22 protein-coding genes are annotated in these 19,856 nt (G+C 61.3%); 13 read left to right on the plus strand and 9 right to left on the minus strand.

The window, feature by feature from the left end; all coding sequences use genetic code 11:
- Positions 1–77 precede the first annotated feature (77 nt).
- Both HX818_RS14665 and HX818_RS14670 read left to right on the plus strand, forming a co-directional pair.
- Positions 78–953, plus strand: coding sequence for a Tim44 domain-containing protein (locus tag HX818_RS14665; RefSeq protein WP_003213454.1), 876 nt, complete (start codon positions 78–80; stop codon positions 951–953).
- A gap of 136 nt (positions 954–1,089) precedes the next feature.
- Complete coding sequence (locus HX818_RS14670) at positions 1,090–1,497, plus strand: SMI1/KNR4 family protein (RefSeq protein WP_003213456.1); 408 nt, start codon at positions 1,090–1,092, stop codon at positions 1,495–1,497.
- An 80-nt stretch (positions 1,498–1,577) separates the two neighbouring features.
- On the opposite strand, the gene HX818_RS14675 is transcribed toward HX818_RS14670, so the two are convergent.
- Positions 1,578–3,341 carry a cation:proton antiporter gene (locus HX818_RS14675; protein ID WP_003213459.1) on the minus strand — a complete coding sequence of 588 codons (1,764 nt, stop codon included), beginning with the start codon at positions 3,339–3,341 and terminating at the stop codon, positions 1,578–1,580.
- Positions 3,342–3,636: 295 nt separating this feature from the next.
- Between HX818_RS14675 and HX818_RS14680 the strand changes: the two genes are divergently transcribed.
- Entirely contained in the window at positions 3,637–4,122 is a 486-nt protein-coding gene (locus tag HX818_RS14680) for an acyl-CoA thioesterase (protein WP_003213461.1), read from the plus strand.
- Here HX818_RS14680 and pdxY read toward each other — a convergent pair.
- Positions 4,119–4,991, minus strand: a complete 873-nt coding sequence (gene pdxY, locus HX818_RS14685) for a pyridoxal kinase PdxY (RefSeq protein WP_003213465.1) — start codon at positions 4,989–4,991, stop codon at positions 4,119–4,121. The genes HX818_RS14680 and pdxY overlap by 4 nt on opposite strands.
- A gap of 117 nt (positions 4,992–5,108) precedes the next feature.
- Between pdxY and HX818_RS14690 the strand changes: the two genes are divergently transcribed.
- Positions 5,109–5,507, plus strand: a complete 399-nt coding sequence (locus HX818_RS14690) for a DUF3301 domain-containing protein (protein WP_003213466.1) — start codon at positions 5,109–5,111, stop codon at positions 5,505–5,507.
- Here the strand turns inward: HX818_RS14690 and HX818_RS14695 are convergent.
- Genes HX818_RS14695 through dksA form a run of 4 tightly spaced genes read right to left on the minus strand, consistent with a single transcriptional unit; the run spans position 5,501 to position 8,790 of the window.
- Positions 5,501–6,463: a GTP-binding protein gene (locus HX818_RS14695; protein WP_177020316.1), complete on the minus strand. Its 963-nt coding sequence runs from the start codon at positions 6,461–6,463 to the stop codon at positions 5,501–5,503. The genes HX818_RS14690 and HX818_RS14695 overlap by 7 nt on opposite strands.
- Before the next feature lie 45 nt (positions 6,464–6,508).
- Entirely contained in the window at positions 6,509–7,153 is a 645-nt protein-coding gene (locus tag HX818_RS14700) for a DUF1826 domain-containing protein (RefSeq protein ID WP_177020317.1), read from the minus strand.
- Positions 7,153–8,358, minus strand: a complete 1,206-nt coding sequence (gene zigA / locus HX818_RS14705) for a zinc metallochaperone GTPase ZigA (RefSeq protein ID WP_177020318.1) — start codon at positions 8,356–8,358, stop codon at positions 7,153–7,155. The genes HX818_RS14700 and zigA overlap by 1 nt, the downstream gene beginning before the upstream one ends.
- A 27-nt stretch (positions 8,359–8,385) precedes the next feature.
- Positions 8,386–8,790 carry an RNA polymerase-binding protein DksA gene (gene dksA, locus HX818_RS14710; protein WP_003213474.1) on the minus strand — a complete coding sequence of 135 codons (405 nt, stop codon included), beginning with the start codon at positions 8,788–8,790 and terminating at the stop codon, positions 8,386–8,388.
- A gap of 127 nt (positions 8,791–8,917) precedes the next feature.
- Here dksA and HX818_RS14715 point away from each other — a divergent pair, with 127 nt between their 5' ends.
- Positions 8,918–9,286: a hypothetical protein gene (locus tag HX818_RS14715; RefSeq protein ID WP_003213476.1), complete on the plus strand. Its 369-nt coding sequence runs from the start codon at positions 8,918–8,920 to the stop codon at positions 9,284–9,286.
- Here the strand turns inward: HX818_RS14715 and HX818_RS14720 are convergent.
- Positions 9,283–10,506, minus strand: coding sequence for an N-acetylmuramoyl-L-alanine amidase (locus tag HX818_RS14720; RefSeq protein WP_177020319.1), 1,224 nt, complete (start codon positions 10,504–10,506; stop codon positions 9,283–9,285). The two genes, HX818_RS14715 and HX818_RS14720, sit on opposite strands and share 4 nt — an antisense overlap.
- Before the next feature lie 128 nt (positions 10,507–10,634).
- On the opposite strand from HX818_RS14720, the gene folE2 reads away from it, so the two are divergent.
- Genes folE2 through HX818_RS14755 form a run of 7 tightly spaced genes read left to right on the plus strand, consistent with a single transcriptional unit; the run spans position 10,635 to position 16,277 of the window.
- Positions 10,635–11,531, plus strand: coding sequence for a GTP cyclohydrolase FolE2 (gene folE2, locus HX818_RS14725; RefSeq protein WP_177020320.1), 897 nt, complete (start codon positions 10,635–10,637; stop codon positions 11,529–11,531).
- Entirely contained in the window at positions 11,528–12,196 is a 669-nt protein-coding gene (locus tag HX818_RS14730) for a metal ABC transporter ATP-binding protein (protein WP_008439505.1), read from the plus strand. The genes folE2 and HX818_RS14730 overlap by 4 nt, the downstream gene beginning before the upstream one ends.
- A complete protein-coding gene (locus HX818_RS14735) occupies positions 12,196–13,062 on the plus strand; it encodes a metal ABC transporter permease (RefSeq protein WP_003213483.1) in 867 nt (288 codons plus the stop codon). The genes HX818_RS14730 and HX818_RS14735 overlap by 1 nt, the downstream gene beginning before the upstream one ends.
- A gap of 11 nt (positions 13,063–13,073) precedes the next feature.
- Positions 13,074–13,958 (plus strand): metal ABC transporter substrate-binding protein, encoded by an 885-nt coding sequence (locus HX818_RS14740; protein ID WP_003213485.1) that lies wholly within the window; start codon positions 13,074–13,076, stop codon positions 13,956–13,958.
- Entirely contained in the window at positions 13,955–14,380 is a 426-nt protein-coding gene (hisI, locus tag HX818_RS14745) for a phosphoribosyl-AMP cyclohydrolase (protein ID WP_177020321.1), read from the plus strand. The genes HX818_RS14740 and hisI overlap by 4 nt, the downstream gene beginning before the upstream one ends.
- Positions 14,377–14,937: a DapH/DapD/GlmU-related protein gene (locus HX818_RS14750; protein ID WP_003213490.1), complete on the plus strand. Its 561-nt coding sequence runs from the start codon at positions 14,377–14,379 to the stop codon at positions 14,935–14,937. Before hisI ends, HX818_RS14750 begins: the two co-directional genes overlap by 4 nt.
- A gap of 2 nt (positions 14,938–14,939) precedes the next feature.
- On the plus strand, positions 14,940–16,277 hold the full coding sequence (locus HX818_RS14755; protein WP_177020322.1) for a dihydroorotase: 1,338 nt from the start codon (positions 14,940–14,942) through the stop codon (positions 16,275–16,277).
- Positions 16,278–16,419: 142 nt separating this feature from the next.
- Here the strand turns inward: HX818_RS14755 and HX818_RS14760 are convergent, their stop codons facing one another.
- Positions 16,420–16,941 (minus strand): DUF3617 domain-containing protein, encoded by a 522-nt coding sequence (locus HX818_RS14760; protein WP_003213494.1) that lies wholly within the window; start codon positions 16,939–16,941, stop codon positions 16,420–16,422.
- Between the two features lie 130 nt (positions 16,942–17,071).
- On the opposite strand from HX818_RS14760, the gene cls reads away from it, so the two are divergent.
- Positions 17,072–18,511, plus strand: a complete 1,440-nt coding sequence (gene cls / locus HX818_RS14765; protein ID WP_003213496.1) for a cardiolipin synthase — start codon at positions 17,072–17,074, stop codon at positions 18,509–18,511.
- Between the two features lie 145 nt (positions 18,512–18,656).
- On the opposite strand, the gene cfaB is transcribed toward cls, so the two are convergent.
- Positions 18,657–19,841: a C17 cyclopropane fatty acid synthase CfaB gene (gene cfaB / locus HX818_RS14770; RefSeq protein ID WP_177020323.1), complete on the minus strand. Its 1,185-nt coding sequence runs from the start codon at positions 19,839–19,841 to the stop codon at positions 18,657–18,659.
- Between the last annotated feature and the right edge of the window lie 15 nt (positions 19,842–19,856).

The following is a 19,856-nucleotide window of genomic DNA, read 5'->3' on the forward strand; positions in this document are numbered from 1 at the left end:
AACACTATGCCGCTAGCCACTGACATCACACCTGTGCAACATGGCGCGCGTGCAATCCACAAATGGGAATTCCCTTTATGAAACGTTTTCTTAGCATCGCCATGGCGTTGTGCATCGGCCTGACGATGAGCCTCGACGCCAACGCCAAGCGCTTCGGTGGCGGCAAATCCATGGGCTCGGCGCCGAGCCACCAGACCAGCCAAATGGCCCCATCCGGCGGCGGCATGGGCGGCGCAGCTGCGACCGCTGGCGCTGCCGGTGCCGCAGGCGCTGCTGCCAAGGCTGGCGGTGCTTCGCGCTGGTTGGGCCCTCTGGCCGGTATCGCGGCCGGCGGCCTGCTCGCCTCCATGTTCATGGGCGGCGGCTTCCAGGGCATGCAGATCTTCGACATCCTGATCATGGCGGTCATCGCCTTCCTGATCTTCCGCTTTATCGCCGCCCGTCGCCGCAAGCAACAGGAGCACATGGCTCCAGCCGGCGCGCCGATGCAGCGTGAAGTGTTCGAGCAAAAGCCTGCTGCCATGGGTTCGATCTTCGGCGGTTCGGCTGCTCCTGCTGCCGCTCGTCCGGTGATCAACGCACCCGCCTGGTTCAACGAAGAGCGCTTCGTCGAAGCGGCCCGCAGCCACTTCCAGTCCCTGCAGCAACACTGGGACGCCAACGAAATGGACAAGATCGCCGAGTTCGTGACCCCGCAACTGCTGGAGTTCCTCAAGCGCGAACGTGCCGACCTGGGCGACGGCTTCCAGTCGACCTACATCGACGACCTGAAAGTGCAGCTTGAAGGTGTGGATGACCGCGCCGACAAGACCATCGCCACCCTGACCTTCAGCGGTGTGTCGAAGACCTCGCGTTTCGACCAGGGCGAAGTGTTCAGCGAAAGCTGGAACATGGAGCGCCCACAAGGCGAAAACCAGCCTTGGCTGGTCGCCGGTATCCGCCAGAACGGCTGATCCCTGCCCGCTTTGAGTACGCAGTAACAAAAACCCCGGACTTGTCCGGGGTTTTCTATTTCACGGTTGCACTTATAGCGAGCTACTGTATAAAACGCCCCTATAAACCGCGCCATCTAGCAAGAGGATCCCGGCCGTGGAAGAAGTTATCGAACAATTGCGTGAAGCCAACGAACCGGTACCGGTTCCTCTGGAGCTGCCTGACGAAGATCAACTGGTGGAAATCGAGGAACAACTGTTCATCGATATTCCGTTCGTCTTCCGTGAATTTCTGCTGACCGTCAGCGATGTGGTCTACGGCAGCCTGGAGCCGGTGACCGTCACCGACCCACAGTCCCACACCTACCTGCCGGACGTTGCCGCCAACGCCTGGGATGCCGGTGTTGACCGCAGCATGATCCCGATCTGCCAGGACGGCGACGACTACTACTGCGTCGAAGAAGACGGCACCGTGGTGCTGTGGTCCGGCGAAGAAGAACTCGTCACCGAAGAAACCTGGGAATCGGTGTGGCACTGGGCGCGGGACGTCTGGCTGGAAAGCTGAGACCCCTGTGTGCCGAGGGCGCTTGTTGTGGCGAGCGAGCTTGCTCGCGCTGGGCTGCGAAGCAGCCCTCTGCGACCCACTCAGTGCTCCGGCGTATCCTTATGGTTATCCAGGGTCTCCAGCAAGGCGACCTGCATCCGCGTATGCACGCGGATGAACCAGCGCCACAGCACGGCGGCCACCGCGGCCGTCACCACGGCGATCAGCACCAGCAACTTGTTGGTCGGCAGGATACTGGCCGACAAGGCTGCCAATAGCAGGAAAATCACCAGCAGCGAAAGAATCGGGATCACTTCGGCGATCACCCGGCGCACGCGCTGAGTGTGGCGCCCGGCCATTTCCGGCTTCACGCTCATCTCCGCCAGCAGCATCGACAGCGCCTTGAGCTTGCGGTACGCCGCAATCAAAAACGGCAGCGACAGCAGCAACGCCCCACCCCAGATCAATGCCTTCTGCCAGCTCGGATCGCTGACCCAGCCTTCCAGGTAGCTGCCAATACGCGCCGCGAAAAAGCTGCCGGCAAAGAAGATCGCCACCACCAGCGCCAGGTTCACCCCCACCTGCAGAATGATCTTGCGGATCATCGACGCCAGCATCGCACCCTCGCCCTGGGGCTGAATGCTGCGCAGCCACTCGCCATACATCCCGAACACCCGGCTCATGCGCTTGGGCATCACTGCGGCAATCTTCAGCGACAGCGGGTCTGCGCCACGGATCAGATAGGGTGTGAGCAGTGTGGTAATCGCAGAAACAGCCACCGCCACCGGATACAGAAAGTCGCTGGTGACCTGCAATGTCATGCCCAGCGCGGCGATGATGAATGAAAATTCGCCGATCTGTGACAGCCCCATCCCCACTCGCAATGAAGTGCGGCCATCGTTACCCGCAATAAACGCCCCCAACCCACAGGACAACATCTTGCCCAGCACCACGGCCACGGTAATCACCGCAATCGGCCAGGCGTATTGCAGGAGGATCTGCGGGTCGATCATCAAGCCAATGGCGACAAAGAAGATCGCGCTGAACATGTCGCGAACCGGTTCGATCAGGCGTTCAATCTTCAGCAATTGCCGGGATTCAGCCATGATCGCGCCGATCAGGAATGCCCCCAGCACCATGCTGTATTCCAGCTTGACCACCAGCAGACAGAAACCGAAACACAGACCCAACACGGTGATCAGCAGCATCTCGTTGCTTTCGAATTTGGCCACGTACTCCAGCAGGCGTGGCACCAGCAAAATCCCGATCACCAGTGCGACAATCATGAACAGCGAGAGCTTGCCGACGGTGGAGAACACCTCGCCGGAGCTGACCGTGCCGCTGACGGCAATGCTCGACAGCAAGGCGATGATGCCGATGCCGAGGATGTCTTCGACGATCAGCACCCCGAAAATCAGCTGGGCAAAGCGCTGGTTTTTCATCTTCAGGTCATTGAGCGCCTTGACGATGATGGTGGTCGAGGAAATCGCCAGGATCGCGCCCAGGAACAGCGAGTCCATGGTGTTCCAGTCGAACCAGCGGCCGATTTCGTAGCCGATCCAGATCATCAGGATGATTTCGAGGAACGCCGCGATAAATGCGGTGGCGCCAACCTTGAACAGCTTGCGCAGGCTGAACTCAAGGCCCAGGCAGAACATCAGGAAGATCACCCCAAGCTCGGCCAGGGTCTTGATCGTGTCTTCGTCGTGGATCAGGCCAAACGGTGGGGTGTGCGGGCCGATGATGAAGCCGGCGACGATATACCCCAACACCACCGGCTGCTTGAGCCGATGGAACAGGATCGTCACCACCCCGGCCACCAGCATGATCACGGCCAGGTCCTGGATAAAGCTGATGGCGTGCATGGCGAGGGGCTCCTTGAGGGGTACTGGCGCTTTTCCCATTTCCACGCATGCACCCCGAAAGGTCGCAATGAACGGAAAGAAAAGTCTGCCTTGATCGTAAGAATTGCCTTTGAGACGGGCTTTTGAAGGGTAACACCGCGACTTGCGGCAGAAAGCCGGTGCAATATATGGAAACAGATCGCCCCGGGCGTGACGGCAAGCCGGGGCCCAGCGTCCCGTTATGAATGGCTCTGCAAAGATTCCAGCACCCGCAGAGGTGCCTCCCCACCCAATGCCTACAACCCGTGAGTGTGCTATGGAACCCGGAAACGCCCAGCTGTCGATGACAGTATTGATGACCCCTGACATGGCCAACTTCTCTGGCAATGTGCACGGCGGCACGCTGCTCAAGTACCTCGACGAAGTGGCCTACGCCTGCGCCAGCCGTTATGCCGGGCGCTATGTGGTGACGTTGTCGGTGGACCAGGTGATTTTTCGCGAGCCGATCCATGTCGGCGAGCTGGTGACCTTCCTGGCCTCGGTCAACTACACCGGCAACACGTCGATGGAAGTGGGGATCAAGGTGGTCACCGAGAACATCCGTGAGCGTTCGGTACGCCACACCAATAGCTGCTTCTTCACCATGGTCGCGGTGGATGACCAGCGCAAACCGGCCGCCGTGCCGCCGCTGCAACCGCAGAACAGCGAAGACAAGCGCCGGTTTGTGCAGGCTCAACAGCGCCGGCAGATTCGCCAGGAGCTGGAAAAGCGCTATCAGGAAATCAAGGCAGACGGGCCTTAAAGCCCTATCGGGGTTGCCTCGAAGCGAACTCGCGGATGGGCAATCCGGTCCTGGGCGCGCACCAGTTCCAGCTCATAGCTGGCGCACGCCTGGGTTTCCAGCAGTACTTCATGCACCGCTGCAGCAGTGAACTCAAAGGCCGCCACCAGGCTATCGCCCAACAACACCCGCGCCAGGAACAGGCCCGACGTCAGGTCGCCCACGCCCACCGGCTGACGCGGGAATGCCAGCAGTGGCCGACGCAGGTGCCAGCTGCCTTCAGCCGTCACCAACAGCATTTCGAAGCCGTCCGGCAGCTTGCCGGGATAATCCAGGTGCTTGACCAACACCGCTTTCGGCCCGCGGGCCAGTAACGCACGGGCCATCCCCAGGCAATCGAACAGCGACTGCGGCTTGCGCCCGGCAAAGCTGTCCAGCTCCAGTTGGTTGGGGCACAGGAAGTCGGCCATCGCCGCCGCTTCCTCCAGCAGGAAGTCGCTGACCTCCTGGGGCACGATGCAGCCTTTTTCCGGATGCCCCATCACCGGGTCACACAGGTAAAGAGCCTTGGGGTTGATCGCCTTGATCCGCGCCACGCCGGTGAGGATCGCCCGGCCCTGGGCCGCACTGCCCAGGTAGCCCGACAGCACTGCATCACAGTTGCCCAGCTCGCCAATCGCCGCGATGCCTTCCACCAGCGCAGGAATTTGCTGCGGCGCCAACACTTCTCCCGCCCACTGACCATACTGAGTGTGGTTGGAGAACTGCACCGTATTGAGCGGCCACACGTTCACCCCGACCCGTTGCATGGGGAACACGGCGGCGCTGTTTCCGGCGTGGCCGAAGACCACATGAGACTGGATCGCAAGCAGATGGGGCGTACGTTTCATGCAGGGGATTTCCGTAAAGCCGTTGATATTCTGGCTGCGCAGTATGCGACTAAACGCGGCCTGTACGACAGACCGGAGACGCAGTTAAGCTGGCCCTACTTTGTTGGAGTTCATCGAATGCTGACCCTCGGAAATATCTTCGTGCTGATGCTGCTGGCGACCGGTGCCGCCTGGCTGTGGCACAACCACGGCCTGCGCGAGCGGGCGCTGGAACGGGTCAAGCAGCACTGCGCCAAGCTCGACATCGAGCTACTCGATGGCGCCGTGGCGTTGAAGCGCATCGGTTTTGTGAAAGATGCCAGCGGGCGGCGGCGCCTGGCACGGATCTACAACTTCGAATTCACCGTGACCGGCGAAACGCGGCACCCGGGGACCATCACCCAATTCGGCGCCCACAGTGCACAAATCGAGCTGGCGCCCTACCCGTTCGAGATCAAGACGCCATTGCCCAGCGCCGAGATCATTGAGCTAAGCCAGTGGCGCCAGGAGCATGGCAACAGCAAGACCCGTCACTGACGGCAAGCGGTTAACCCACCCTGTAACTGCGCAACGTCCTGCACTTCGCTGAAGATCAATTCGATACGCGAATCCCGCCGCCATTCGCTGGGCTGCCAGGCCAATGCTGCGTTATCCACAGCGTTGGCCGATGCCCAGCCATCCAGGCTGTGGATAACCAGTTTTGCCCGTCGCCAGTCCAACGATTGCAGCCATTGCTGAATGCGCCGCGCGTCGAATCGCTGGCTCGGATGCCAGCGCCAGCCAATGCTCCAGCCATCCTCCTGGCCCTGGCTGAGGCAGATCGGCGATGCCGGATCCGTCCAGATGGCCGGCATTTGCCCCAGGCCTTTGGGCAACTCGAAATTATCCACAGCCGCTGCCGCTTGAGCATTCACACCCGGTAACCGGGCCAAGGGCAGTTGCGCCTGCTGCGTCCAATAGATCGGCCGGTCGGGCAGTTGTCCTTGAATCAACAGGCGCTGCGCATCACTTAAGGCTTCATTCTTGTTCAATACCAACAGCCCGGCGCTGGCTAATGCCTCCCGTTGGGCATTGGGTAAAGGTTTACCCGCCGCCAACGCCTGGGCGTCCAGTACGAGTACGCACGGCTGCACCGCCAGTACCTGCTGCCAGGGTGCTTCCCGCAGCTGCTTGAGCAATTGAGCCGGATGCCCAAGCCCGGACGGCTCGATAAACAGCCGATCGGGCTTTGCCTTACGCAACAAACGCCCCAGCCCTACCTGGAACGGCGCACCATTGACGCAACACAGGCAGCCACCCGCCACTTCACCGAGGGCAATCCCGTCGTCGTCACGGGTGAGCAACGCGGCATCCAGGCCAATCTGCCCGAACTCATTGATCAACACCGCCCAACGCTCGTTGGCCGGGCGCTGGGCCAGCAGGTGCTTGATCAGGCTGGTCTTGCCGGCGCCCAGGGGCCCGGCAATCACATGGGTGGGAATGTTCTGCAGCATGGTGGGCATCATTCAGACCGTGTAGAGAGGTTCGATCCTACCCGGTTACGCCAACCAATCCAGCGTCAGAATCAACCGTCGTTGATCCGCTTGCAGCGGCGGCGAGCGGTGGATCAGGCCAAAGCCCTCGTTGCCGTGCCATTTTTCGCCCTTGAGCAACGCCACTTCACCGCAGTGGATTTGCTCAATGCGTTCTTCCGGCTCAGCACTCGCCTGGCTCAGGTGTCGCCGCTCCATAACCCCCTCGCGCAACCACTGGCTGCCGATGCCGGCGTAGGTGGTGATCAGCCGCACCGGCACATGATCCACATGAAAACGCGGGCACATGGCCTTGTCCAATAGCCGCAAACGCACGCCGATACGCTTGGCTCCGAGCAAACAGGCAAAGGCGCTGACCAACCACGACACATCGGCGATAAAGCCTTCGTAGCCTTCAAGGTCACGGCAACCTGATGCCAAGTCCTGCAGGTTTGGCTCGGCGTCTTCGCTGTTCAGTTCAACCACCAGCGACTCGGCCAATGGCTCATTGAGTGCCACCAGTAACGCGCCGAACTCGGCGATGTGCAGAGGCAACTGACGCTGCCACACCGCCAGGTTCACGCCGTCCTCAAGGATATCAGTGAGCACGGCCGGGGTTTCGCCGTGGGTCTGGCGTACCACCGAGCGCAGTTTCAGGGTCGGTGCCAGCATCAGGCAGCCTCTTCGAACCAAGGGCCAAAGGGATCGGCCAACAAGCGCCAGCCTTCGACACCCGTGGCCATTTCATCGTCGGTCAGCAAACAAGCGTCCAGCTCGGCGGTCATCTGGGCGAAGTCGATGTTCTGGCCGATAAACACCAGCTCCTGCCGGCAATCGCCGGTGCTCAGTTGCCAGTTTTTCATGATTGCGGCGATGCCTTCCTCGTCCTGGGGCCACTGGGTTTTCGGCACGAAACGCCACCAGCGCCCGGCAAACCCATGGCGCATCAGGCCGCCAGCCTGGGACCAGCTACCGGCGTCCTGGTGTTTGCTGGCCAGCCAGAAAAAGCCCTTGGAACGCAGCAGTTTTCCATTCACCCAAGGCCGGTCGATAAAGTCGAAAAACCGCTGCGGGTGGAACGGGCGGCGGGCGCGATAGGCGGTGGAGGCGATGCCGTACTCTTCGGTTTCCGGCAGGTGTTCGCCACGCAGTTCCTGCAACCAGCCCGGCGCCTGGGAAGCACGCTCGAAGTCGAAACGGCCGGTGTTGAGGATCTTCGCCAACGGCACTTCGCCCATGACCATCGGGATGATTTCAGCCTGGGAGTTCAAGCGCTCCAGGATCGCCATCAACTCCTCGCGCTCACTGCTGCTGATCAGGTCGATCTTGCTGATGAGGATCACATCCGCAAATTCAATCTGCTCGATCAGCAGGTCGGTGATCGAGCGTTCGTCCTCTTCACCGAGGGTTTCGCCCCGGGACGCCAGGCTTTCGGCAGCCTGGTAGTCGAGCAGGAAGTTCATGCCGTCGACCACGGTGACCATGGTGTCGAGCCGGGCAATGTCCGCCAGGCTCTGGCCGTCTTCGTCGCGAAAGGTGAAGGTTTCCGCCACCGGCAGCGGCTCGGAGATCCCAGTGGACTCGATCAACAGGTAATCGAACCGACCTTCCTTGGCGAGCTTTCCGACTTCTTCCAGCAAGTCTTCGCGCAAGGTGCAGCAGATGCAGCCGTTGCTCATCTCCACCAGTTTTTCTTCGGAGCGATTGAGGGTGACGTCGCGCTGGACCTCACTGCCATCGATGTTGATTTCGCTCATGTCGTTGACGATCACCGCCACCCGCAGGTTTTCGCGGTTGCGCAGGACGTAGTTGAGCAGCGTGCTTTTGCCGGCGCCGAGGAATCCGGACAGCACAGTAACGGGGAGACGATTGGGCATCAGGTATTCCTCATCAGGGTTGGCCGGTCAAATCGCCCGTTGATGGCGTTCGCGCAGCTCTTCACGTTCTTTGGCTTCGATACACAGGGTGGCCGTGGGGCGCAGCAGCAGGCGCTTGAGGCCGATGGGTTCGCAGGTTTCACGGCACCAGCCGTATTCACCGCGGGCCAGGCGTTCCAGGGCTTCGTCGATCTTGTCCAACAGCTTTTTTTCGCGTTCCAGCAGGCGCAGTTGCCATTGGCGCTGTTCTTCGGCGCTGCCGACATCGGCGGGATCGCTGTTGGGCTCCTGTTCGCGCAGCACCATGAATTCAGCGTCGATACGCGCTTGCAGCTCGTTGCGCTGGGCCAGCAGCAGCTCGCGGAAGAAACCTTGCTGGGCTTCATTCATGTAGTCGGCGCAGGGTTGGGCGAGAAGGTCTTGTTCGGTCATCGGAGGTGGTTCACGGGTCAGGCTGTTTTTTAATGTTATAGTATAACAATGCAAATAAGCCAATCCCCCTTGCTCGTGACGACGAAGGGCGCAATGCTGGCAGCCGAATAACGCCCCGAGAGCCTCTATGAAATACCTGCTGTGTGCTGTGTTGCTGATGCTGGCGAGCCTGGCCAACGCCCAGGTGCCCAGCCTGCTGGCCAACTGCACCCGCAGCGCCAACCTGCTGGCGTGCGTCGACGCCCAGGGCAATGCCTACAGCGTCGCGACGGCAGGCAGCACTACGTATTTGCGGGGCTTTGAAGTGATCGGAAAACGCTATTGGGCACAGACCAGCAGCCGCTACGGGCAACTGACGTTCTTTACCGGGTTGGCTTCCGATGGTGAGGCGTGGGTGGGCTACACGCGGCGAGTGGGCTGGACCACCCTCAACCGGTTTTCCAGTTCCGGTGGTGCCAGCGCCAAGTTCACCTGTAGTCGAATCACCGGCTGTTAGACCTGGCCGGTTTTCTGTTCCTGAACCCAGGCCATGTAGCTGTTCATCGGCGGGTTCTTCTGGAAGTAGTTCTTCAACCCTTCAAATAAACCGTCTGCCACCGCCTGTTGATGGCGTGCGGTGACCAGTCGCTGGGCGTCCTGGGTGTTGGAGATAAACCCGGTTTCCACCAGGATCGACGGCACGTCCGGCGACTTGAGCACCGCAAAGCCGGCCTGTTCCACGCGTTTTTGATGCAGCGTGGTGATGCTTTGCAGGCTGCCCAGTACCGAGCTGCCCAGTTGCAGGCTGGAGGCGATGGTGGCGTTCATCGACATGTCGAGAATCACCCCGGCCAGCATCGGGTCCTTGTCCTTGAGATTGAGCAAGGTGGTGGCGCCCAACAGGTCGGCGCCGTTTTCCCGCTGCGCCATGAACCGTGCAGTGGCGGAGGTGGCGCCGCCTTCAGACAGCGCATAGACAGAGGCGCCGGACGCCGTAAGCCGTGGCGCGGCATCGGCGTGTACCGAGATAAACATGTCGGCTTTGTGCTGACGGGCGATGTCCACACGTTTACGCAGCGGCACGAAGAAGTCGTCGTTGCGCACCAGCTTCACATCGAAGCCCTTCTCGCGCTTCAGACGCTTGGCCAGCAACTGGGCGATGGACAGCACCACGTCTTTTTCGCGCTGGCCCTTTGAGCCAATCGCGCCGGGATCCTTGCCGCCGTGCCCAGGGTCGACCACCACGATGATGTCGCGTTTCGGATGAGCCCTGTCCACCGGCGCCGGCACGGGTGCAGCCAACGCGGCCGGTGCCGCAGCGATTTGCATAGGCGCATGAGTGGCGCTTGTCAGGTCCAGCACGAGGCGGTGGCCCTGGCCATCCTGCGGCGGCAGGAGAAAGCTGTTGAGCTGCATCGGCGCCTTCAAATCCAGCACGATCCGCGTATCGCCCTGCCCGAAATGCCCCGAGCGAATCGAGGTAATGCCGCTGTTGGTCAGGGCCAGTTGGCTGAAATCACCGGTCAGCTTCGCGCCGCTCAAATCGATGATCAACCGCTCCGGCGCGGTCAGGGTGAAGGTCTTGTATTGCACCGGGCCGCTGAGGTCCAGCACCAGCCGCAGCGTGTTATCCGACCGCCACAGCCGTGCATTGCGGATCTGCGCGGCAGACACGCCCAAGGGCAAGGTGAACACCGCACTGGCCAGCAGCAGGTTGAGGAGTTGACGTCTGTGCATGACTTACACCGCAAATAAAGGAGCTTCCGTACTCGACATGACTGAATAAAAGACAGAACAGAAAAACTTTCGTCGTTTCAATTGTAATAATATAACATGTCTTTTTATTTCCAACGATGGACCTGCTCATGAACGCGCTGACTCTGCCCGATATCGCCGCGCAGGCTTCACGCCAAGCCTTGCCGCTCGATTGGGTGGGCATGTGCGGCATTGCCCTGCCCATTCTGATCGACGGCCAAAGCCTTAGCGCCACGGCTGATGCCGGCGTCAGCCTGGACGACGGCGAGGCCCGTGGCATTCATATGTCACGGCTTTACCTGGCGCTGGAAATGCTTGAACAGCAGCCGCTTACGCCAGCACTGCTGCGCAGTGTATTGCAACGTTTTCTCGACAGTCATGAAGGTTTATCCACAAATGCCTACCTGCGAATTCATGCAGGTCTGCTGCTGAAACGTCCGGCGCTGGTCAGCCCGTTGGCCGGCTGGAAAAGCTACCCGGTAAGCATCGAGGCGCGCCTGGAAAACCAGATGTTCCACGTGGAACTAAAAATTGACGTTACTTACTCTTCAACCTGCCCTTGCTCCGCTGCCCTCGCCAGGCAATTGATTCAGCAGCAATTTATCGAGGACTTTGCCGGCACACCGCTGCAGCACGAAGACGTACTGACCTGGCTCGGCAGCGCAAACGGCATCGTCGCCACGCCCCACAGCCAGCGCAGCAGCGCGCTGTTGCAGGTCCGGCTTCAGGGCGATCAGCCAACACTGCCGCTGACCCAGTTGATCGACGAAACCGAAGCCGCCCTCGGCACTGCAGTGCAAACCGCCGTAAAGCGTGCAGACGAACAAGCCTTCGCCCTGGCCAACGGGCAGAACCTGATGTTCTGCGAAGACGCCGCCCGCCGCCTGAACCTCGCCTTGAAACGCTCGGATGCGGTCAATGCCTTCCACTTGAAAGTGATCCACGCCGAAAGCCTTCACGCGCACGATGCCGTGGCCGAAAGCCGCTGGACGAGACCTTCCGAATGATCACCTGCACCGCTTTGCGCTGGGGCGCCCCCGGCCAACCACTGACCCCCGCCGTGGATTTCACCCTGGAAAAAGGCAGCCTTACCGGCATCATCGGCGCCAACGGCACCGGCAAAAGCAGCCTGCTGAAAGTTATCGCCGGATTGCAGAAGCCACTGGCGGGGAAAGTGACGATCGATGTTCCACGCCGAGGTGGCCTGTCGTTTTTGCCCCAGCAACAGAACCTCGATCGCCAGTTTCCTATCAGCCTTGAAGAATTGGTGGCCGCCGGTTTTTGGGGCAGCAGGCAAACCCCGCAACAACGTACCGAACGCCTGAGCGCCGTGCTCGAAGACTGGTGCCTCAGCGGCCTGGAGCATCGGCCGTTGATGGCCTTGTCGGGCGGCGAACTGCAACGCGCCCTGCTCGCCCGCATGAGCCTGGCCGAGTCGCCGATACTGCTCCTGGACGAACCCCACGCCGCCCTCGACGAAGACGGCCAGGCGCTGTGCTGGAAACACATCCACGCCTGGCACGACGCAGGCCGCACGGTGGTCGTGGTGTGCCATGACCTCGGCTCCGTACGCCAACACACCCAGCAAGTGGTGCAGATCAAAAGCAGTGGCTGCGTGTTCGGCTCCAGCAAAGAACTGATCCGCCCGCAGCCGCAAATGCAGGTGGCCTGATGCACTTCGCCGCCCACCTGTGGATGCCGTTTCTCGATTTCGTTTTCATGCGCCGCGCGCTCGTCGGCGGTCTGGTATTGGCATGCAGCACGGCGCCGCTCGGGGTGTTCCTGATCCTGCGCCGCATGAGCCTGATCGGTGACGCGGTGTCCCACGGCATCCTGCCCGGCGCCGCACTGGGCTTCTGGTTTGCCGGACTGAGTTTGCCCGCGCTGACCATCGGCGGCCTGGGCGCCGGCCTGAGCATGGCCGGCCTCGCCGCCTGGATTACCCGTCGCACCGGGCTGAAGGAAGACGCCAGCCTCGCCGCCATCTACCCGATCTCCCTGGCCAGCGGCGTGCTGATCCTCGGCCTCGCCGGAAAACGCCTGGACCTGCTGCACCTGCTGTTCGGCTCGGCCCTGGCGGTAGACGGCCCGACCCTCACCGGCATGCTCTGGGTCTCGGGCTTCAGCCTGATCGCCATGGTGGTGATCTACAAACCGCTGCTGCTGGACACCCTCGACCCGCTGTTCCTGCAAACCGTCAGCCGCCTCGGCCCGCTGGCCCACGGCCTGTTCCTGACCCTGGTGGTGCTGAACCTGGTGATCGGTTTCCAGGCCATCGGCGCGTTGATGGTGGTCGGCCTGATGATGTTGCCGGCGATTGCTTCACGTTTCTGGAGCCGGCGCCTGCCGGTGTTGATCGCCATATCAGCGGTGCTGGGATGCCTGTCGGTCTGGCTTGGCTTGTTGCTGTCGTTCTACTACTCGCTGCCCAGCGGCCCGGCAATTGTGCTGGTGGCTGGCGGCTGGTACCTGCTGTCCGTGGTCTTCGGTCCGGTGCACGGCTTGCTGCGCCGCCCGCCTTTGCTTACATCCCAATGAGGTGTTTCCCGATGCGCGCTCTACTCGTGCTGTTCAGTGTGTTGCTGCCGCTGTCGTTCGCGACGGCCCAGGCTGCCGACAAGCTTCAGGTGGTTACCAGCTTCAGTATTCTTGACGACATGACCCACCAGGTCGGTGGCGATCATATCCAGATCAGCAACATGGTCGGCCCCGACGCCGACGCCCACACCTACGAACCAACACCGGACGATGCCAAGGCCCTGCTCAAGGCCAAGGTGATCATCAAGAACGGCCTGGGCTTCGAGCCGTGGCTGGATCGCCTGGTCACCAGCACCGAGACCAAGGCCACTGTGGTCACTGCGAGTAAAGGCGTGCTCTCCCACACCATGGAAGAGGACGGCGAAACCATCCCCGACCCGCACGCCTGGCACAACCTGGCCAACACCGTTATCTACGTGAACAACATCACCAAGGCGCTGATCGCTGCCGACCCGGCCAACAAGGCCGACTACGAGCACAACAGCCAGGTGTACCTGAAAGAAATCTACCGCCTGCTGGCTGAAGCCAAGGCCAAGTTTGGCGCGCTGCCACCGGGTAACCGTCGCATCGTCACCTCTCATGACGCCTTCGGCTACCTGGGCCAGGCCTACGGTATCGAGTTCCTGTCGCCTCAAGGCCTGTCCACCGAACGTGAACCGTCGGCCGCCGAAGTCGCCACGCTGATCACCCAGATCCGCAAGGACAAGGTCAAGGCCGTGTTCATGGAAAACATCAAGGACTCGCGTCTGCTCCAGCAGATCGCTGACGAAAGCGGCGCGCAGATCGGCGGCACGCTGTATTCGGACGCCCTGGCTGCAGAAGGTCCGGCCAGCACCTTTACCGGCCTGTTCGAATACAACCTCAACACCCTGTGCGCGGCCCTGAGCAAGCCATGAGCCTGAGCATGCTTGACCTGGAAGAGGCTGCCATCGGCAGCCGCTTTCCACTCGATAGCGTGCTCGACGCCCTGCCGTGGAACAGCGATGGACTGATCGCCGCCATCGCCCAGCAACACGGCAGCGGCGAAGTGTTGATGCTGGCCTGGATGAACCGCCAGGCCCTCGACGAAACCCTGGCCACCGGGCACGTCTGCTACTGGTCCCGCTCGCGCCAGCAACTGTGGCGCAAGGGCGAAACCTCCGGCCACCGGCAACTGCTGGTGGAGGCCCGCCTGGATTGCGACGGCGACGCGGTATTGCTGATCGTCGACCAGCAAGGCCCGGCCTGCCACACCGGCCGGCCCACCTGCTTCTACAACGCCATCGACGGCCATCACGTAAACATCATCACCGCGCCTCTCAAGGAACCTGACCCATGATCCGCAAGAACCCTTCCGGCGATCTGCCCGTGATTGCCGAATCGGCCTACGTCGACAAAACCGCAATCATCTGCGGCAAGGTGGTCATCGGCGAAAACGTATTTGTCGGCCCTTACGCGGTGATCCGCGCCGACGAAGTCGACGCCAACGGTGACATGGACCCGATCACCATTGGGGCCAATTCGAATATCCAGGACGGCGTGGTGATCCACTCCAAATCCGGCGCCGCCGTAACCATCGGCGAGTTCACCTCCATCGCCCACCGCTCCATCGTCCACGGGCCCTGCACCGTTGGTGACCGGGTGTTCATCGGCTTCAACAGCGTGCTGTTCAACTGCGTCGTCGGCGATGGCTGCGTGGTGCGGCACAACTCTGTAGTCGACGGCCGCGATTTGCCCGACGCGTTCTACGTGCCCTCCACCACCCGCATCGGCCCCAACACCGACCTGTCCCAGTTCCCGCCGGTGAGTGTCAGCGCTTCGGAGTTTTCCGAAGACGTGGCACGCACCAACGTCGACCTGGTGCTGGGTTACAAAGCCCTGCAAAACGAGTTCTGACCATGAGCCGCCTGCTGATCCGCAACGCCCGCCTGGTGAACGAAGGCGAGGAATTCGAGGCTGACCTGCTGGTCGCCAATGGCCGTATCGAGAAGATCGCCGGCAGCATCGACAACGCCAACGCCACCGTGGAAATCGACGCCCAAGGCCAGTGGCTGCTGCCGGGAATGATCGACGACCAGGTGCACTTCCGAGAGCCCGGCGCACCGGACAAAGGCAGCTTCTACAGCGAGTCCCGTGCGGCGGTGGCCGGTGGCATCACCAGTTTCATGGACATGCCCAACACCAACCCGGCGACCCTGAACCTGGAAGCCCTGGCCGACAAGAAGCGCCGCGCGGCGCTGCATTCGGTGGCCAACTATGGCTTTCACTTCGGAGTGAGCAACGACAACCTCGACACCGTCGCCGCGCTGGACCCGCGGGAAGTCGCCGGGGTCAAAGTGTTCATGGGTGCGTCTACCGGCAATATGCTGGTGGATGATCCGAAGATCCTCGAGCGTCTGTTCGCCGAGGTGCCAACCATTCTCCTGGCCCACTGCGAGCACACTCCCAGCATCCACACCAGCGAGCAAAGGATGCGCGAGCGTTTCGGTGAGCACATTCCTGCCGTAGCACACCCGCTGATCCGCGATGCCGAGGCCTGCTATCGCTCCTCGTCCCTGGCGGTGGAACTGGCCAAGCGGCACGGCACGCGCCTGCATGTGCTGCACATCACCAGCGCCCGGGAATTGGTGCTGTTCGAAGATAAACCCCTGGCGCAAAAACGCATCACGGCGGAGGTCTGCCTGCATCACCTCTTGTTCGATGACCGCGACTACGCCCGCCTCGGCCACCAGATCAAATGCAACCCGGCGATCAAGACACGCGCCGACCGCAACGCCTTGCGCCTGGCATTGTTGAGTGATCGTCTGGATGTAATTGGCAGTGACCATGCGCCGCACACCTGGGCGCAAAAACAACTACCGTATCGCGAGGCGCCGTCAGGCTTGCCGCTGGTGCAACACGCCCTGCCGGCGCTGCTGGAGTTGGTCGCCGACGGCCTGCTGCCGCTGACCACGCTGGTGGCGAAAACCAGCCATCGGGTCGCGGACCTGTTTGCGATCCCCGACCGTGGCTACCTGCGCGAAGGCTATTGGGCCGACCTGGTGCTGATCCAACCCGAGCCTCACGGCAAGCCCGTCAGCAGCCAGCCGGTCCTGGCCCGCTGCGGCTGGACGCCCTTTGCGGGGCGCAGCTTCCGGCACAGCGTCAGCACCACGCTTGTGTCCGGCCACCTGGCCTGGCACGACGGGCGCGTGCACGACAGTTGCCAGGGGTTGCCGCTGCATTTTCAGCGCTGAAGAGACTCTGTACCTGGCAATCCAATCAAATGTGGGAGCGGGCTTGCTCGCGAATGCGGTGGGTCAGCCAATACACCTGTAACTGATTCACCGCATTCGCGAGCAAGCCCGCTCCCACATTTTGATCGGGGTATGTCTTAGGTTAAGCGCGGGGTTTGACCGTACCGCAGTTGCTGCCCAACCACTGCGCGTGGGTGTCCAGGCTGCCCTTCTGCTGTACGCCGGTGGCGTTGAAGGTACCGTTAACCGTAGTGGTGAATTCCTGCTGGCTCTGGAACGTCGCCACGCCAGTGCCCTGGGCTTTCGGGCAGCTGAAACGGAATTTCCATTGGTTGCCGGTCTTGTCCGTCACTTCCTGCTTGCAACCCGATTGCGGGTCGGTCAGCGGGATGGAATCGGACGCCACCTGGGCCGGGGTCAGGCACACCTGTACGCCTTTGCCGGCCATGGTGATGCCTTGCTTCTCAAGCATCGCGCGTTGTTCCGGGGTCATCTGTTGCTTGAGCTGACCGAGGATCAGCGACAAGTCCGGCAGGTCCTGGTTATCGACCTTCATGTTGCTGGTGGTCAACTCCCACAAGCCCGGCGCCAACATCTGCGCTTGCGCCGCCACAGGCAGCGTCAAACCAACAACCATGGCCAAACCAAGCAGACGAGCATTCATCGGGTAACTCCTGGGCAATTGTCGGCGTTAGACGCCGCAAAAGCGCCAGTGTTGCACAGCAAATAAAATAGCGACATTCGTGGCCGAACATGGTCTGTTAGGCACTTGTTCGTCAGGAGTACCGTTGTCCATGGATTTCTTTGGCCCGCACCTGCTCGCCTATTTCATTGCCACCCTGCATTTTCTGGGCACCCTCGCCGCCATCCATGCGGTGCTGACCGTCAGGACCGCCCAAGGCTCGATTGCCTGGGCATTGTCGCTGATGTTCATCCCCTACCTGACGCTGATTCCCTACCTGATCTTTGGCCGGAGCACTTTCGACGCCTACATTCAGGCGCGGCGCCAGGCCAACCAGGAAATGCACAAGGCGATCACCGAGCTGAACTGGCGCCCATGGGTTGAAGAGGCGCTGGCCGCGCGCAACTCCCAGGCCTACGCTTCGCTGCGGGCCATGCCCAAGCTGGGACGCATGCCGTGCCTGGCGAATAATCAGGTGCGTTTGCTGATCAATGGCGAGGCTACGTTCAGCGCGATTTTCGAGGCGATTCGCTCGGCAAAGACCGCTGTGCTGTTCCAGTTCTTCATCATTCATGACGACGAACTCGGCCGCCAACTGCACACCTTGCTCAAGGAAAAAGCCGCCGAAGGCGTAGCCATTTTCGTGCTGTACGACCGTATCGGCAGCCATGCCCTGCCCCATCGTTATGTGCAGTCACTGCGGGACGCCGGAGTGCAGGTCAAGGCATTCGCCACCCGCAGTGGCTGGCTCAACCGCTTCCAGGTCAACTTCCGCAACCACCGCAAAATCGTGGTGGTGGATGGCATTACCGGGTTCGTCGGTGGGCATAACGTCGGCGATGAGTACCTGGGCAAGAAACCGCCGCTGGCGCCATGGCGTGACACCCATGTGCAAGTCAGCGGCCCGGTGGTGGCGTGCTTGCAGGAGTCGTTTGCCGAAGACTGGTTCTGGGCCTCGCGTGAGCTGCCGCCGTTGCTGCTGCCGGATACCTACCCGGACGACGGCGTACTCTGCCAGTTGCTGGCCAGCGGCCCGGCGGATCCCTACGAAACCTGCTCGCTGTTTTTCGTCGAGGCCATTCATGCGGCGACCGAGCGGGTGTGGATCACCAGCCCGTATTTCATTCCCGATGAGGCGGTGTTTGCGGCTTTGAGGTTGGCGGTATTGCGCGGTGTCGACGTGCGCCTGCTGCTGCCGTCACGGCCGGATCACCGCATCGTCTACGCCGCTTCCAGCCTGTATGCGATCGAAGCCGTGCGCGCCGGGGTGCGGGTATTTCGCTATACGCCAGGATTCCTGCATCAGAAAGTGGTGTTGGTCGACCGTGAAATCAGCGCCATCGGCAGTGCGAACTTGGATAACCGCTCGTTCCGGCTGAATTTCGAAGTGATGTTGCTGACGGTAGATGACACCTTCGCCAGCCAGGTGGAGCACATGCTGCTGGAAGACTTCGCCCTGGCCCATGAAATCAGCCAGGAAGAAAACCGCCAGACCCACCGCCTGCAACAATTGGGCATGCGGATCGCGCGGCTGATTTCTCCAATTTTGTAAGGCTTGCACCGAACCCAATGTGGGAGCGGGCTTGCTCGCGAAAGCGGAGTGTCAGTCACTGAATGTGTTTCTGATACAACGCCTTCGCGAGCAAGCCCGCTCCCACACAAGCCCGCTCCCACATTCAGATCACCGGTAACATTGCTTACTGGTACAGGTCATCCCGCGTCCACGGCAGCTCATGGCTACCATCGGCATGGGGTTTCACCGCCAGAATCTGATGCAGGTTGATCCAGCCCCGGGCAAACGCATACGCACAGCCGGCCAGGTACAGGCGCCAAATGCGCAAGGCTTGTTCCGGCACCATCTTGCCTGCCGCTTCCAGGTTGTCTTCGAGGCGCTCGCTCCAGTGATCCAGCGTGCGCGCGTAATGCAGGCGCAGGCTTTCGACGTCGACGACTTCCAGGCCCACGTCGCTGATCTCGGCGGTCATCATCGACAGATGCGGCAACTCGCCGTTGGGGAACACATAACGCTCGATAAAATCCCCGGCGCCACGGCCTACGGGCCGGCCATCAATGTGCTTGGCGGTAATCCCGTGGTTCATCACCAGGCCGCCCTCACGCACCGCGCCGTAGAGAATCTTGCAGTACTCAGCCAGGTTGGCGTGGCCAACGTGTTCAAACATCCCCACGCTCACCACCTTGTCGAACCGGTCATCCTGGGGCAAGTCGCGGTAGTCGAGCAGCGTCAGCTCTACCTGGTCTTCCAGGCCTTCGGCCTTCACCCGCTCCCGGGCCAGCGCCAGCTGTTCCTTGCTCAGGGTGATACCAAACACCTTGACCCCGAATTCCCGCGCGGCATACCGCGCCAGCCCACCCCAACCGCAGCCCACGTCGAGCAAATACTCCCCCGGCTGCAGCCGCAATTTGCGGCACAGGTGGCGGAATTTGTCTTGTTGGGCTTGATCAAGGGATTCGCTGCCGGTTTCGAAATACCCGCAGGAATAGGCCATGTCGCGGTCCAGCCACAGCTGGTAGAACTCGTTGGACAGGTCGTAATGGTAGGAAATAGCCGCTGCGTCGGTGGCCTTGTCGTGGATCGAGCGCACCGGACGACTCCCCTCGTCGTCATCAACCAGGGCATGACTCAACTCGTCAACGACCCTGATCACTTCGGAAATGGAGCCTTCCAGCTCCAGTTTGCCCTCGACGAAAGCTTCGCCCAGTGAGTCGAGCGTCGGATGGCTGAGCTTGGAAACCATCATGGGGTCCTTGACCACAATGGTGACGCTGGGATCCGGGCCCAGGTTGAATTCATGGCCGTCCCAGAGTCGAAGACGCAGCGGTAGCTTGAGATTCTGTAAGGCCGGTGGAAGTTGCGCGAGCATGAGTAGTCCCCCCTT

Origin of the sequence: Pseudomonas sp. F9001 (assembly GCF_013385435.1) — a bacterium.
GTDB lineage: Bacteria > Pseudomonadota > Gammaproteobacteria > Pseudomonadales > Pseudomonadaceae > Aquipseudomonas.

Coding starts and splice junctions, on each gene's coding strand:
- HX818_RS14665 (WP_003213454.1), top strand. CDS start 78: ATGAAACGTTTTCTTAGCATCGCCATGGCGTTGTGCATCGGCCTGACG.
- HX818_RS14675 (WP_003213459.1), bottom strand. CDS start 3,341: ATGCACGCCATCAGCTTTATCCAGGACCTGGCCGTGATCATGCTGGTG.
- HX818_RS14680 (WP_003213461.1), top strand. CDS start 3,637: ATGGAACCCGGAAACGCCCAGCTGTCGATGACAGTATTGATGACCCCT.
- pdxY (WP_003213465.1), bottom strand. CDS start 4,991: ATGAAACGTACGCCCCATCTGCTTGCGATCCAGTCTCATGTGGTCTTC.
- HX818_RS14690 (WP_003213466.1), top strand. CDS start 5,109: ATGCTGACCCTCGGAAATATCTTCGTGCTGATGCTGCTGGCGACCGGT.
- HX818_RS14695 (WP_177020316.1), bottom strand. CDS start 6,463: ATGCTGCAGAACATTCCCACCCATGTGATTGCCGGGCCCCTGGGCGCC.
- HX818_RS14700 (WP_177020317.1), bottom strand. CDS start 7,153: ATGCTGGCACCGACCCTGAAACTGCGCTCGGTGGTACGCCAGACCCAC.
- zigA (WP_177020318.1), bottom strand. CDS start 8,358: ATGCCCAATCGTCTCCCCGTTACTGTGCTGTCCGGATTCCTCGGCGCC.
- dksA (WP_003213474.1), bottom strand. CDS start 8,790: ATGACCGAACAAGACCTTCTCGCCCAACCCTGCGCCGACTACATGAAT.
- HX818_RS14715 (WP_003213476.1), top strand. CDS start 8,918: ATGAAATACCTGCTGTGTGCTGTGTTGCTGATGCTGGCGAGCCTGGCC.
- HX818_RS14720 (WP_177020319.1), bottom strand. CDS start 10,506: ATGCACAGACGTCAACTCCTCAACCTGCTGCTGGCCAGTGCGGTGTTC.
- folE2 (WP_177020320.1), top strand. CDS start 10,635: ATGAACGCGCTGACTCTGCCCGATATCGCCGCGCAGGCTTCACGCCAA.
- HX818_RS14730 (WP_008439505.1), top strand. CDS start 11,528: ATGATCACCTGCACCGCTTTGCGCTGGGGCGCCCCCGGCCAACCACTG.
- HX818_RS14735 (WP_003213483.1), top strand. CDS start 12,196: ATGCACTTCGCCGCCCACCTGTGGATGCCGTTTCTCGATTTCGTTTTC.
- HX818_RS14740 (WP_003213485.1), top strand. CDS start 13,074: ATGCGCGCTCTACTCGTGCTGTTCAGTGTGTTGCTGCCGCTGTCGTTC.
- hisI (WP_177020321.1), top strand. CDS start 13,955: ATGAGCCTGAGCATGCTTGACCTGGAAGAGGCTGCCATCGGCAGCCGC.
- HX818_RS14750 (WP_003213490.1), top strand. CDS start 14,377: ATGATCCGCAAGAACCCTTCCGGCGATCTGCCCGTGATTGCCGAATCG.
- HX818_RS14755 (WP_177020322.1), top strand. CDS start 14,940: ATGAGCCGCCTGCTGATCCGCAACGCCCGCCTGGTGAACGAAGGCGAG.
- HX818_RS14760 (WP_003213494.1), bottom strand. CDS start 16,941: ATGAATGCTCGTCTGCTTGGTTTGGCCATGGTTGTTGGTTTGACGCTG.
- cls (WP_003213496.1), top strand. CDS start 17,072: ATGGATTTCTTTGGCCCGCACCTGCTCGCCTATTTCATTGCCACCCTG.
- cfaB (WP_177020323.1), bottom strand. CDS start 19,841: ATGCTCGCGCAACTTCCACCGGCCTTACAGAATCTCAAGCTACCGCTG.